General features: G+C 54.3%; 12 protein-coding genes. 3 read left to right on the top strand and 9 right to left on the bottom strand.

Annotation, left to right across the window (positions count from 1 at the left end; translation table 11 throughout):
* Positions 1–2: 2 nt before the first annotated feature.
* On the bottom strand, positions 3–869 hold the full coding sequence (locus MJ923_RS12330) for a DMT family transporter (protein ID WP_240591358.1): 867 nt from the start codon (positions 867–869) through the stop codon (positions 3–5).
* 109 nt (positions 870–978) lie between these two features.
* Here MJ923_RS12330 and MJ923_RS12325 point away from each other — a divergent pair, with 109 nt between their 5' ends.
* A complete protein-coding gene (locus MJ923_RS12325; RefSeq protein ID WP_126168756.1) occupies positions 979–1,461 on the top strand; it encodes a MarR family winged helix-turn-helix transcriptional regulator in 483 nt (160 codons plus the stop codon).
* 1,259 nt (positions 1,462–2,720) lie between these two features.
* On the opposite strand, the gene MJ923_RS12320 is transcribed toward MJ923_RS12325, so the two are convergent.
* Complete coding sequence (locus MJ923_RS12320; protein WP_240591357.1) at positions 2,721–3,248, bottom strand: O-acetyl-ADP-ribose deacetylase; 528 nt, start codon at positions 3,246–3,248, stop codon at positions 2,721–2,723.
* A gap of 22 nt (positions 3,249–3,270) precedes the next feature.
* Complete coding sequence (locus tag MJ923_RS12315) at positions 3,271–3,576, bottom strand: hypothetical protein (protein ID WP_240591356.1); 306 nt, start codon at positions 3,574–3,576, stop codon at positions 3,271–3,273.
* A gap of 208 nt (positions 3,577–3,784) precedes the next feature.
* Here MJ923_RS12315 and MJ923_RS12310 point away from each other — a divergent pair, with 208 nt between their 5' ends.
* Complete coding sequence (locus MJ923_RS12310) at positions 3,785–5,968, top strand: OsmC domain/YcaO domain-containing protein (RefSeq protein ID WP_240591355.1); 2,184 nt, start codon at positions 3,785–3,787, stop codon at positions 5,966–5,968.
* Positions 5,969–6,062: 94 nt separating this feature from the next.
* Here MJ923_RS12310 and MJ923_RS12305 read toward each other — a convergent pair whose 3' ends face one another.
* The 6 genes from MJ923_RS12305 to MJ923_RS12280 form a co-directional block, all read right to left on the bottom strand.
* Entirely contained in the window at positions 6,063–6,461 is a 399-nt protein-coding gene (locus MJ923_RS12305; protein ID WP_240591354.1) for an acyl-CoA thioesterase, read from the bottom strand.
* A 134-nt stretch (positions 6,462–6,595) separates the two neighbouring features.
* Positions 6,596–7,180, bottom strand: a complete 585-nt coding sequence (locus MJ923_RS12300; protein ID WP_240591353.1) for a hypothetical protein — start codon at positions 7,178–7,180, stop codon at positions 6,596–6,598.
* 164 nt (positions 7,181–7,344) lie between these two features.
* The gene (locus MJ923_RS12295) at positions 7,345–9,138 is read right to left on the bottom strand and encodes an AMP-dependent synthetase/ligase (protein ID WP_240591352.1); all 1,794 of its coding nucleotides are present in this window, start codon (positions 9,136–9,138) and stop codon (positions 7,345–7,347) included.
* A gap of 166 nt (positions 9,139–9,304) precedes the next feature.
* Complete coding sequence (locus MJ923_RS12290; protein ID WP_240591351.1) at positions 9,305–10,546, bottom strand: hypothetical protein; 1,242 nt, start codon at positions 10,544–10,546, stop codon at positions 9,305–9,307.
* The gene (locus MJ923_RS12285; protein ID WP_240591350.1) at positions 10,543–11,385 is read right to left on the bottom strand and encodes an ABC transporter ATP-binding protein; all 843 of its coding nucleotides are present in this window, start codon (positions 11,383–11,385) and stop codon (positions 10,543–10,545) included. Before MJ923_RS12285 ends, MJ923_RS12290 begins: the two co-directional genes overlap by 4 nt.
* A 19-nt stretch (positions 11,386–11,404) precedes the next feature.
* Complete coding sequence (locus MJ923_RS12280) at positions 11,405–11,776, bottom strand: GntR family transcriptional regulator (protein ID WP_240591349.1); 372 nt, start codon at positions 11,774–11,776, stop codon at positions 11,405–11,407.
* Between the two features lie 90 nt (positions 11,777–11,866).
* Here MJ923_RS12280 and MJ923_RS12275 point away from each other — a divergent pair, with 90 nt between their 5' ends.
* Positions 11,867–13,414: an alpha/beta hydrolase gene (locus MJ923_RS12275; RefSeq protein ID WP_240591348.1), complete on the top strand. Its 1,548-nt coding sequence runs from the start codon at positions 11,867–11,869 to the stop codon at positions 13,412–13,414.
* Positions 13,415–13,421: the final 7 nt, after the last annotated feature.

Below are 13,421 nucleotides of genomic sequence, written 5' to 3'. Positions count from 1 at the left end.
CTTCAGCGTTTAAAGCGCTGCCACAGGCTTGGCAGCAGTGACGACACTATCATGCCGGCCATCAGTAAATACTGTGTCTGGGAATACTGCTCACCAATCAGCAAGACCCCCAAGGCAATACCGGTAATGGGGTTGGCTATACCGCCAAAGGTAAAGTCGACAATACTCATCCGCTGCATCAAAAACACGTACAGACCATAAGCCAGGACAGTGTTGAACAGCACTATCCAGCCAATCCCGGCCAACTCACGGCCACTGAAGCCATCTGCCACTGCAGCAAAACCAGCGGGGGCCAGCAGCCACTGCACAGCACTGATCAGTGCCAGGATTGCGCCGCCCAGAATAAGCTGCCATACCAGCACGTCCCACCAATGCAGCTTACCACTCAGAGTTTGCGTCATCCGGCTGCCAACAATAATGCAGCCAATTGCCGCCAGCATCGCAACCAACCCTACCGGATTGAGGGTAAGGCTGCCCGGATTGAACAGCATTAACCCGAGCAGTAACAAAGACACACCGGCCACGATTTGTGCAACTGAAGGCTTATGCTTCAGCACCAGAAATTGGAAAATCATCGCAAACAATGGCACCGATACCATGCCAACACCTGAGATAGCAGAGGGCAAAGTATGGGCCATCACAAAGATCAAACTGAAGAATAATGCGATGTTCACCGCCCCCAATTTAACCAGTGGCCAAAGATGTTGCCGCGGGGGCAAGTGGGGGCGAACACACCAGAGAATCAGTCCGGCGGGTAACGCCCGAATTGCCCCTAAAAGCAGGGGTGGCCAATCGGGTAAGGTGTACTGAGTGACCCCGTAGGTAGTTCCCCACAAGGCAGCCGTGAGTAAGGCTAAAATTATGTTCATATAAAGTATCTTCACATCAAGATTTATTTCAGCCTATCTCAGAAAAATCTTTTCGTAAAGTATCTTTATGCTAAGATATTTTTATCCCAATGAAAAATTGAGAATTATTATGGATGCAGTAGATAAGATTTTGGCGCAGTGGGCAAAAGAGAAACCCGATATGGATACCCTCGCCATGGGGATCATGGGGCGCCTGGCAAGGTTAACCAAGCATCTGGAGCAAGAAATTGCACAATGTCACAAGGCTTATGGTCTCAAACCCGGCGAGTTTGATGTGCTCGCAACCTTGCGTCGAAGTGGGGCGCCATACCGGCTTACACCGTCCGATTTGTTGGCTGCCATGATGCTGACATCCGGTGCTATGACCAACCGATTGGACCGTCTCGAAGCCAAGGGACTGATAGCCCGTGAGCCGAGTCAAAAGGACAGACGCAGTGTCGAAGTCTGTCTCACCCCCAAGGGAATTTCGACTCAGGCGCAGGTGTTATCGAGTCACGTTGAAACTCAAAAACGTTTGCTGAACCAACTGAGCCGGGACGACCAAAAATTGCTCAGTACCCTGTTGAAGTCCTGGTTGCATCGATTTGAATAAATCAGTTTAAAAAGCTCACTTTTAAACCAAAAAATCAATCACGATACATACCCGCTCTGCCAGCTAAGACAAAGTTCACTTTGTCTTAGTCGCCAGGCATCAAACCCGAGCTTTAAACCCAAGGGTTCAGAATGCCGCTGTCCGTCCATTCAGCACGGTTTTTGTCGCTCTCACACTTGCTACCGTCTTGGCGCAGCACTTGCGCCAGCCACTATACTGCAGCAAAAAATGCCACAACTCAACGGGTGAATTTTATTAACTCGTCTGTTAACAGGTGACTTGGGAGTTGATCCCCGTCAAACGCTGTCCTGTTGCTATCTGTACTCTTGAGTCCACCCGGGTAGTTTCAGCGCATTAATAAACTGACGAGCCTTCGCTGGCCGACTATTTCCGTGGGCATGCTCGGCGACCATGCTCAGTGTACGCGTCATCTATACAACTTTGTACATTTCCGGCTCTGCTTATCCTTCTTGGGCTGGCAGTTGCTGGCTTAGTTTTTTCATTTGGCACACCGATTACGCTGCCTATGGCACTGGCTTTAACCTAATAATTGTTGTTGGCTCCGCGGGAAAGGCAATGCACAAAACGCGGTATCAAACCCAAGTTCCAAAGGATGGGAAAACGCAGTGCCCTGGTAAATTTCAGGTGATACAAAACAACAAACACAACTCACACAAGTTTATTAAATTAATCAATACACAACAAAAAACAAACAAAGACAATTAAAATCAATAAAATATAAAAATGTTAGATTATTTTATCTCATCCATAACCAAACGGGAGAGATGTCAGCCTGCCGACTTGAACGACCTTCACCTGAGCGGCATTTTCGGGCTGCTTTAAACCCCAATTCATCAGTAAATATTGGTGACCGATCCAGGTTGATTACTGATGCTGTAGCCTGACTGCTGGCTGGCAGCGACACCAAAATGCCGGATGATGAGGCTAAGATTGAGGATAAATTGCAGCATGAATTAACACGCCGATTGAAGTGCCTGTTGGAGTAGGGTTTGAAGCAAAAGCAGCCGTTAATGGCCATGGATTATTGGCCTGGCGTTTAACCCTTTCAGGATGGGGAAATGGCGATACACGGCCAACTTCGACAACAACAATGTCGAGTTCGCGCGGCTGGAAAGACAAGGCGAGCAGATGCCCAAATGGTGCTCGCCAGGTAAGGCTAATTGCATTTAACAGGGGGATAAGAAGCAGGCTATAGAAAACTATTTCTCATCAAAATTGAGAATATCCAGCCTGCAACATCAGATTCTGGCGCTTGGGTGCTGCATGCTTTCCCAGCTATCACGCCAAACCTGAGTCATGGCTTCACCGAAAAGATAGAAGTGGATTTGCAGCGAGGCAAACTCAGGTGCGGAACACACTTCCAGCGCTATTGTTGCCGCCTCATCGTGAGGATAGCCATATACTCCACAGGAAATGGCGGGCAGTGCCACGCTTTCGCAGCCGTGTTGCAGCGCAAGACGCAACGAATTGCGGTAGGCCGCAGCCAAATAAACGGCAGGATCCGCATAGGAGCGATAGACAGGCCCAACCGTGTGGATCACATAGCGCGCACTGAGGTTTCCCGCCGCGGTAATCCTTGCTTCCCCCACCGGGCAGCGAGTGCCATTGGTTGTAGGCAAGGCCATACAGGCCTTTAGCAGTTCGGGGCCAGCGGCCCTATGAATGGCACCATCTACACCACCGCCGCCAAGCATACGGCTGTTGGCCGCATTGACGATGGCATCGACCCTGGCACGGGTAATATCACCTTCGATAATCTGGATCACGGCTCGCTTCTCCCTAAGCTGGTTATTCCGGCATCTTTACGCCGTATTTTTTGAAGTACCACACCACGGCAGGCAGCTCGAGCACGAAGTAGCTCAGCAGCGTGAACCAAAACCAGTTCACATCGGCAACCAACAAATTAAACTCGGCATCCGAGCCCCAATACTTACTGCCCACGATCAGCAGTGCCAGCGCTGATGCGCCCATATCGCAAATGGAGATACGCTGAAAGCTGTTGCCGGCCAGTTTGGGGTACACAGAGCCATAGGCAACGGCAATGATGACGAGGTTTAATAGAATAACCGCCAGTTCAGGGGTCAGACCGTTCATGGGATCTCCAAAAGGACTACAGATACCCCGGTATCATACTCCCGCAGCCATTGCGCACCAAGGTAAAGGCCGCAGCATAGCCGGACGGTTCACCCAATAGCAGAAGAAATCCAAGACACCCATCGCAAAAAAGCCGATAATTGCGCTAATTTTTCAGCGGTTTTACCGCGGGGCAACTGCATTTGCCCGCAACATCTGGAATTATCCCATGGAAATCAAAGTTAATTTTCTCGATAACCTGAGAATCGAAGCCAAATTCGACGACTTCACCGTGGTTGCCGACCAACCGATTCGCTACAAGGGCGATGGCTCGGCCCCCAGTCCGTTCGACTACTTCCTGGCTTCTTCCGCCCTGTGTGCCGCCTACTTTGTGAAGGTGTACTGCGTGTCGCGGGATATTCCCACCGAAGGTATCCGTCTGTCGCAAAACAACATTGTTGACCCGGAAAACCGCTACAACCAGCAGTTCAAAATTCAGGTGGAGTTGCCAGAGAGCATCAGCGATAAAGACCGCGAAGGCATTCTGCGCTCCATCGACCGCTGCACCGTGAAAAAAGTGGTTCAGACCGGCCCCGAGTTCGTTATCGAAACCGTGGAAAACCTCGACGAAGACGCCCAGGCTATGCTGATGGTGAAGCCGGATGGCGACCACAGCACCTTTATTGTGGGTAAGGATCTGCCGCTGGAGCAGACCATCGCCAACATGACCGCCAAGCTGGCGGAGCTGGGAATGAAGATTGAAATCTCCAGCTGGCGTAACCTGGTGCCCAACGTCTGGTCGCTGCACATCCGCGACGCCGCCTCGCCCATGTGTTTCACCAACGGCAAAGGCGCCACCAAAGAAAGCGCCCTGTGCTCGGCACTGGGTGAATTTATCGAGCGTCTCAGCTGCAACTTCTTCTATAACGATCAGTACTTTGGTGAAGAAATTGCCAATGCTGAGTTCGTGCATTACCCCAACGAAAAGTGGTTCCCGCTGGAGGAAGATGACTCGCTGCCCTCAGGCCTGCTGGACGAGTATTGCCTCGATATTTATGACAACGATGGCGAGCTGTGTGGCTCACATCTGGTGGATACCAACTCGGGCAACTATGAGCGCGGCATCTGCGCCATCCCTTACACCCGCCACAGCGATGGCGAGACCGTGTACTTCCCGTCCAACCTGATTGAAAACCTGTTCCTCAGCAACGGCATGAGCGCGGGCAACAACTTGGCCGAAGCCAAGGTGCAGTGTCTGTCGGAAATCTTCGAGCGCGCGGTAAAACGCCAAATTATCGAAGAAGAAATTGCCCTGCCGGACGTGCCCCAAGAAGTGCTGGCCAAGTACCCTTCCATAGTGGCGGGTATCGAAGCGCTGGAGGCCCAGGGCTTCCCTGTGGTGGTGAAGGATGCCTCCCTCGGCGGCCAGTTCCCGGTAATGTGTGTAACCCTGATGAACCCACGCACCGGCGGCGTATTTGCCTCCTTCGGCGCCCACCCAAGCCTGGAAGTGGCGCTGGAGCGCAGCCTCACCGAGCTGCTGCAGGGCCGCAGCTTCGAGGGTCTGAACGATGTGCAAAAACCCACCTTCAACAGCATGGCGGTGCAGGAGCCAGAGAACTTCGTTGAGCACTTTATCGACTCCACCGGGGTGATCTCATGGCGCTTCTTCAGTGCCAAACACGACTACGAGTTCGTGGAGTGGGATTTCTCCGGCAGCAATGAAGAAGAGTCCGCCGCCCTGTTCGGCATTCTCGAAGATCTGGGTCTGGAAGCCTATGTGGCCGAGTTCACCGCCCTTGGCAGCGCCTGCCGTATTCTGGTGCCCGGTTACTCCGAGGTATATCCGGTGACCGATCTGATTTGGGACAACACCAATAAGGCATTGGATTTCCGCGAAGATATCCTGAACCTGCACCGCCTCAGCGATGCAGAGCTTGCCGATTTGGTTGAGCGTCTCGAAGAGAGCGAGCTGGATAACTACACCGACATCATCACCCTTATCGGTATCGAGTTTGATGAGAATACCGTTTGGGGTCAGTTGACCATCCTCGAGCTCAAGCTGCTGTGCTATCTGGCGCTGGGCGAGTTGGAAGCGGCCCAGGAGCTGACCGAAACCTTCCTGCAGTACAACGACAACACGGTTGCCCGCGGCCTCTTCTATCAGGCCATGTCGGCAGTGCTGGAAATCAGCCTCGACGACGAGCTGGCGCTGGATGACTACCGCCACAACCTCGGCCGCATGTTCGGCGAGGAGACAATGGCCGCCGTTATCGGTTCAGTGGAAGGTCGGGTACGCTTCCATGGCCTCACCCCAACCAGCACCAAGCTGGAAGGACTGGATCGCCATCAGCGTTTGATTGAAAGCTACAAGAAACTGCACGCCGCCCGTGCCAAGCTGGCTGGGCTGTAATTCACAGCGCTGATGTTGTGCGTGACTGATGTTTAACCGGACATCAAAAAGCCAACCCCAGGGGTTGGCTTTTTTGTTGGCAAGAAAACTGACCTCAGGCGGTGAGGTAGCTGCCAAGCAGCTCGCGGATATCGGCGGGGATCGCAACGCTCTTTTCGGTCTGGTAGTCGTAATGCACCAGGGTGGTTTTGGCTTCGGCGGTCATCTTGTCAGCCTGAAAGCTTTGCTGCAGCACTTCAAAACTGGAGTTACCGATACGGGAGATACGGGTAATTACCTCAACCGGCTTGCCGTAAAAGGTGGGCGCGGTAAAAGCGATGGTAAAGCCGGCCACAATCAGGTTCCACTTGTTCAGGTCCAACTCGGGGTTGAAGATGGCAAAAATCGGCTCGCGGGCGGCCTCAAACCACACAGGAATAACTGTGTTGTTGATGTGGCCGAGGCCATCGGTTTCATTGAATCTGGGCTGAATACTGAGGTCAAACTGGGCCATGCTGCTTCCTTTCGCTCGTCTGGATGACAAGCCTTGTTGTTGTGTTTTTGCAGAGCAAAAGAGTACACCAAGGGCCCAGCAAAACAAAAGACCGCACAGTGGCGGTCTTGGCAAGGCTTACGTCAGACTTGGGCTCAGGCTTTAGGACAGCTGAAAGGACCAATGTAGTCCCATGGCTGGTAGTTGCGCTGACCATCGTTGGGCGCCTTGGCGGCGTTCGCCTCACGGGCCTGGTATTCAATACCCATCAACACCACCCGGTCACCACGGCTGTACTGGTGTGACGCTTCCCAACGCACCGGCAAGGTGTTGGCTTCACGATACAACTGCCATTCCCATTTAGCCTTTTCTGGGTTTGAACCACCCCACACATTGCCATAAGTTGGGGTATAAAGCTTGCCGTTGAAGCGCACAATCTCATGTTTTTTGTACTGGCCATTGCGCTGCCTCCACTCGGGGTACTGACCACTGTTGGCGGCTTTGTCCAGGCAGCTCAGACGATCGCTTGCCTGTGAAACAAAATATACCCAACCATCGCTGCCACAGGCCCAAAGACGACCTGAGTCAGGGTCGAAAGCGGTACGGCCGATATCGGCGCTGGAGGCACAGCTGCGGCCATCTGGCTCGCCATAGTGCAAATCAAATTGGTTGGTGATATCTGAAGCGTAAGCGTTGGTGGCAAACACCGCTGCCAATGCGGCAAGTTTGGCTGATTTCATGATGACTTCCTGATTGAATGATGCGACTTCCTATCCCCCATCGCGGCGCGCACTATGCCAGAAAAACATCAAACGTCAAAATTTTGACTGACCACTTTACATTTGTAGCGGGTTTGTTGAATAAAAAAGGCCGCTATAGGGCGACCTTTCAAACACAGTTATAATTATCCGCCGTACATGGCACTGATTTCCCGTTGATATCTGTGATAAATCACCTTGCGTCTGAGCTTGAGCGTTGGGGTGATAAGCCCGGACTCCATGGTGAAGGCGTCCGGCAGCAGGGTGAACTTCTTGATTTGTTCAAAACCCGCCAGGCCTTCCTGCATCAGCTTAAGCCGCGCTTCAAAGTGCTCCAGCACATGGCTGTGACGAATAAGCTCCAGTGGCGATTCATACTTCAGTCCTTTCTCCCCGGCCCAGACTTCCAGCGCCTCAAACGCGGGCACAATCAGCGCGGTCACATAGTTGCGGGCATCGGCAACAATGGCCACCTGCTCGATAAAGGGGCAACGCCCCACCATGCCTTCCACCCGCTGCGGCGCCACATACTTGCCATTGGAGGTTTTCATCAGTTCCTTGATGCGGTCGGTAATGTAGAGATTCCCTTGCGCATCGAGGCGGCCGGCATCACCCGTCCTGAACCATCCATCATCAAAGGCGGCGGCCGTGTCCTCAGGGCGTTTGTAATAACCGGTCATTACGGTATCGCCGCGCACCAGAATTTCATCGTTCTCGCCGATGCGCACTTCCACTTCCGGCAGGCACTGTCCATTAGAGCCAGGCACCCGGTTCTCCAGGGTGTTGCAGGTTACCGTAGCCGTGGTTTCGGTCAGGCCGTAGCCACAAAGCACAGGCACATTCACCGCATCAAAAAATGCACTCACATCGGCATTCAACGCAGCGCCGCCGCAGGGCATAAACTTAAGGCGGCCGCCCAGCACTTCGCGGATTTTGCTGCCCACCAGTTTATCGGCAAGCTTGGCCTGCAAGGACAACAGCATACCGCCCCTGCGACGCCCCTGAGCCACTTCAAACTGGCGAGAACCCACATTCATGGCCCAGCCAAACAAGGCCTTGCGGGAAGCCGGTGCGCGGGACAGCTTGTCCTGCACCGCACTGTAGATCTTTTCGAGGAAACGCGGCACCACACACAGCGTATGGGGGCGTACCGCGGCAATGGCTTCTTTCACCTTATTGGTGTCGGCCAGATACACGTTGCGGCCGCCACGGCCAAGCACATAGAAACTCCAGCCACGCTCAAATACATGGCTTAACGGCAAAAACGCCAGCGACACATCGCCTTCGGTAAAGGCCAGACGCTTATCGTGCTGATAGATGGTGGAAGCTATGGCGCGATGGGGCAGCATGACGCCCTTGGGGTCGCCGGTGGTGCCCGAGGTGTAAATCAGGGTCAGCAAATCATCCAGCGAGGTGCTGTCCAGTCGCAGCCCCAGCTCTTTGGCGGCATCGCCAATGGGCTCACGCGCCAGCAGGCCGGATAAATGATTATCATCGGGATGCTGCAGAGCTACGGCATCATCAAACAGGATCACCGATTTCAGTGCCGGACACAGGGCTCTCAGCTCACAGGCCAGCTGGTAGCGCTCGGCATTGTCCACAAACAGAAAAGCCACATCGGCATCGTTCAGTATGTAGGCTGCCTGTTCCAGGGTGCTGGTTGGATAAATCGGCACCACAACGCCACGGGCCTTGAGCGTAGCTACGTCGGTTACTGTCCACTGTGGACAGTTGTTCGACATAATCGCAACCTTGTCCTGCACGCCAAGACCGGCACCAATCAGCTGCATTGCCAGTTGGTCGCTGCCGTGATCGAAGTCCTGACGGGACACCTGATCCCAGGGCGCAGCCATTTCGAAACCTTCGAGGGCAATGGCGTTGGGGTTTTGTTTGGTTTGGGCTTTGAGCAGCCGAACCAGATGAAATTGCTCGAGTGACATGGAATTACCTGCCTGATGACCGGAACTGACAAATCGCGTTTTAGCGTACAAGTGTTCCTGTTTTGGCGGCATTCTAGCCCAGGTCGGGGGCAAAGGTAAGAGTTATTGCTCTAATTTTGTCGAAAAAGCGACCTGTATCGCGGCAAGCATCCGCGGCAAAGCCCCGTCAGTTGCGGGGCAAACGGCCTCGGGTGATGTACATCAGCAGCAGCGCCACGGGCACCAGAACCCCATTAATGGCGAGCCACTGCAGCGGGTCTTGTGAGCCTTTTTCGCTCAGGCGCACCGCCACATCCACGGTCACCAAAGGGAAAATCATCAGCAACATCAGTGCCGTGGTGTGCAAACTTGTCTTGCAGAACACCCCAAATGCCAGGCTTAAAGCCGATCCCCAAAGGGTTGCCAGCACGGCAAGAGGCCAAATCCACAGAGGCAAATCAAACAGGGTTACGCTGATAAAACTGCTGAGCGTTATCGACAGGCCAGTTAGCCACAAAAACCTCAGCTGCGCCCGATAAAAGTGCTGACAGAAATCCTGCCAACCGGCAAAGACAGGCAGCATCAACAGCGGGTCAGTTGAGCGCCAGCGCATGGCTCGGGTCCAGTGGATCATGGCACTCATCATTACGGTAAACTGCACCCACAGATGAATAAAACTTATCTCACTGCCTTTAAGCTTCAGTAGTAAACTCACCAAGAGCACCAACACTGGCATTAACACCAAGGCCGCATTGATGGCGGGACCACCAAAGTAGCTCAAGGGAAACAGCCTGGCATCCACACTCCGGGTAAAGCTGAGCCAGCGCCAGCTTGGTAGAAAAAAGCCACCAGTGGTCATGCCATTGCAATAAATACTCACGGCATCTTTTTGCCAAACACTGCCCCAGAGACGGCGATCGAGCCACAGCCAAACCAGCAGTGCCAGCGGTAATGAGACAATATTCAGCACTGGCACTGTGCCCAACAGAGGCTCAATCAGAATAAGTGAGAAAAACGCAATCATCGACAGATAGAAGCTGCCGGGGCGGTACATGCACAATCTGACGAACAGCGCCCCAAGTAAGAGTGCCAAACCGCCATAACCCAGTGGCACGTCCAGCAACAGCCAGGCCAACAGTGTAACCCCAATGGCTGCACCGAGCAGGAATCTGGCATGCCCCCGTACCAGTGCGACAAAACCCGGGTTAACCAAGGCCCACTCGGCCGCATGCAGCCGATTACGTTGCCAGGCAATGGCGGTGCTCAGACCTATCATGGAAAAGGCCAGCATAAATCCGGCCTCTTCGGGACGCTTGAGCAACAAGGCGATTGGCACAAAGACCAACACAAAGATCACCGCCATGCCGATAAAGCTGGCGCTGCCGATATCGCGGCACCACAGGGGCCAGAATCCCCTCAGTGCATTCATGGATGCAGCTCCATAAACAACTGTTCCAAATTCAGTTTTTCAGCCTTGATAAGTCCGCTAATGGCCTGTTCGGCATAGCCATCCACCACCACACGATTGCCATTTTTCCCGAGCACTTTAAGCTGCGGCGGCAGTTGAGCATCGCGCTCTAAGGTAAGTAAACGAATCGATTCTCGGACACTGTCCAGCTCGCCGCAAATCAACAACTTGCCATCTTTCAGCAGCGCCACATGGCTGGCAACCCGCTCCAGATCTGAGGTGATATGGGATGAGAACAGCACCGCTGAGCCCGACTCCAACGCCAGCTCAAACAGGTCGCCCATAAAACGGCGGCGGGCAGAGGGATCGAGGCTCGCCACAGGCTCATCGAGGATCAGTAAGCTGGGGCGATAGGCCATGGCCATGATGATGGCAAGCGACTGGCGTTGTCCCACACTCAAACGGTTTACCTGGGCATGGATATCCAGACCAAAGCGACTGAGCCAGTTTTGCTCCAGTTGCTTGTCCCACTCAGGGTAGAAGCTGGCATGCAGTGCCAGCGCGCGCTCAACACTGAAGCCTTCGTAGCCAAAATGCTGCTGGGGCACATAGCCGATACGGGCCTTTTGATTTGCGCCCAGCTGAGAGGCAGGCACACCCAGGGTGAGCACGTCGCCCTCATCGGCGGCCACCAACCCCAGGATGGCGCGCATCAGGGTGGACTTACCTGCGCCGTTTTCCCCCAGCAGTCCCATCACCATGCCGGGTTCCAGGGTCAGGTCGATGCCATCCAGCGCCAATTTGGTGTCAAAGCGCTTTTTCAGTCCGCGAACCTCTAATAAGGGTCCTTCTTTCATCATATCCATGGTCGTCAGGGCCTCATTGCCACATGTCTTTAAGCAGGGTTTCAAGTTCTTGGTGTGTCATACCCAGCTGCCGCGCCTCATTGATGATTTCTTTGAGTTTGGGGCCAAGCAGCTCGGCGCTTGAGGTGGGCTGCGCGCCGCCTCGGGCAGCAACCCGGGTTGCCTGACCGCGACGACGCTCAAGATAGCCCTGATCCACCAGTTGCTGAATGGCGCGGGAGACCGTCATCGGGTTCACCGCCAGAGTTTCAGCAATCTGGCGCACAGACGGCAGCACATCCTCTTCGGCCAATTGGCCAGAGACGATGAGCCTGACTATCTGCTCGTGCAGCTGACGATAAATAGGATCGCCGCTGGAGGGGTTGACATGAAGAAGTTCTAACATTAGCCTTGAATCACTGTATTAATACATTGATACACCGATACACTATAAACTAACACACTCGGTCCGGATTTCAAAAAGGAAAAAGGTCTTATGAAAGCAAGGAATTTTCGTCAAGGTGTGCTCAAGCTGTCCCGGCTTGCCTGCGCCACCTTGCTGGCCATTACCGCGCTGCCCCATGTGGTGGCAAACAGCTACGCCGTCGACACCCATGTGTTGGACAACGAACTGGATGGCGCCCCCAATAGTTGTTACCTGAGCGGGATTTCCGACCGGGTGCGCTGTGGCTTTGTTACAGTACCGGAAAATCCGGCCAAACCCGATGGCAAGCAGATTGAAGTGCACTACGCCGTGCTGCCGGCCATCAAGCCGAGCTTCCCAAGCGAAGCCTTTCTGGCCATTGCCGGTGGCCCTGGTCAGTCGGCAATCGATAATGCCGACGGCTTCGAGCGCATGTTCCACAAGGTTCGCCAAACCCGCGACATTCTGCTGATTGACCAGCGCGGCACTGGCCGCTCCAATCTGCTGAACTGCGAGCAAGGCAACATCGATGTGCTGGCCTATAACGATGAAAGCGTAGATATAGCTGTCGATGCGCAAGAGTGTCTCGACAGCCTGACATCCGACATCACCCAATACGGCAGCCTCACAGCCCTTGGCGACTTTGAAGCCGTGCGTCAGGCGCTGGGTTACCAAAAACTGCACGTTTACGGTGTGTCCTACGGCAGTCGCATGGCGCAGCTGTACCTCAAGCATTATCCGCAAAGCGTGGCCACCACAGTATTGGACGGCGTTGTGCCCATGCAGCGAAGCGTATTGGCCATCGGCGAAGCCATCGACCGCGCTGTGGAGCTGATGCTGGAAGACTGCGGCAATACCCCAGCGTGTCAGCAGCAGTTTCCCAATCTGAAACAAGAGCTGGCAACCGTACATGAGCGTCTGGCCCAGGCGCCTTTCGAAACCCGGGTGCAACACCCGCTCACCGGCGAACTGCAAAGCTTTTTGCTGACCCGCAGCAAATTTGCCGCCGTGGTGCGTCTGGCGCTGTATTCCCCCACCACCCGCGCGCTGCTGCCTTACGCCATTCATCAGGCCGCCAATGAAAACTATCAAACTGTGCTGGGATTGTATGGCATGACCGTCGGCAGCCTGGATCTGGCCGCCGGCATGCACAATTCAGTGGTATGCGGCGAAGACATGCATCGCATCGATGCCGACATGAAAGCCAATATCGACGCCAGCTATTACGGCAGCGAAATGTACAGGGGCCTGAGCAAGGCCTGCGCCCTGTGGCAGGTGCCAGCCGTGCCAGCCGACTTTGCCGAGGGCGTCAGCAGCGATAAACCGGTACTGCTGCTTTCCGGTCAGCTTGACCCTGCCACCCCACCCAGTTGGGCCGAACTGGCAAAAGAGCACCTGAGCAACTCGCTGCACCTGGTGGCGCCTTACTCAGGACACGGTATTGCCCGCGAGTCCTGCGTAGCAGGCATAGTGTCTGAGTTTGTTACCGAGGGCTCGGTAGCGGCGCTGGATACTGAGTGCATCAACAAAGACATTCGCCGTGGCTTCTACCTGAATGCCAGCACGGTAGAGCCCCTGCCAACCGCAGACGACAAGGCGCAGGATAAGGCCGGAGAGTAACGGAGAA

The sequence above is a fragment of the Shewanella zhuhaiensis genome, assembly GCF_022484835.1.
Taxonomy (GTDB): domain Bacteria; phylum Pseudomonadota; class Gammaproteobacteria; order Enterobacterales; family Shewanellaceae; genus Shewanella; species Shewanella khirikhana.
Note: the sequence above shows the minus strand (reverse complement) of the source record. Positions and strands in the feature narration are given on the sequence as shown.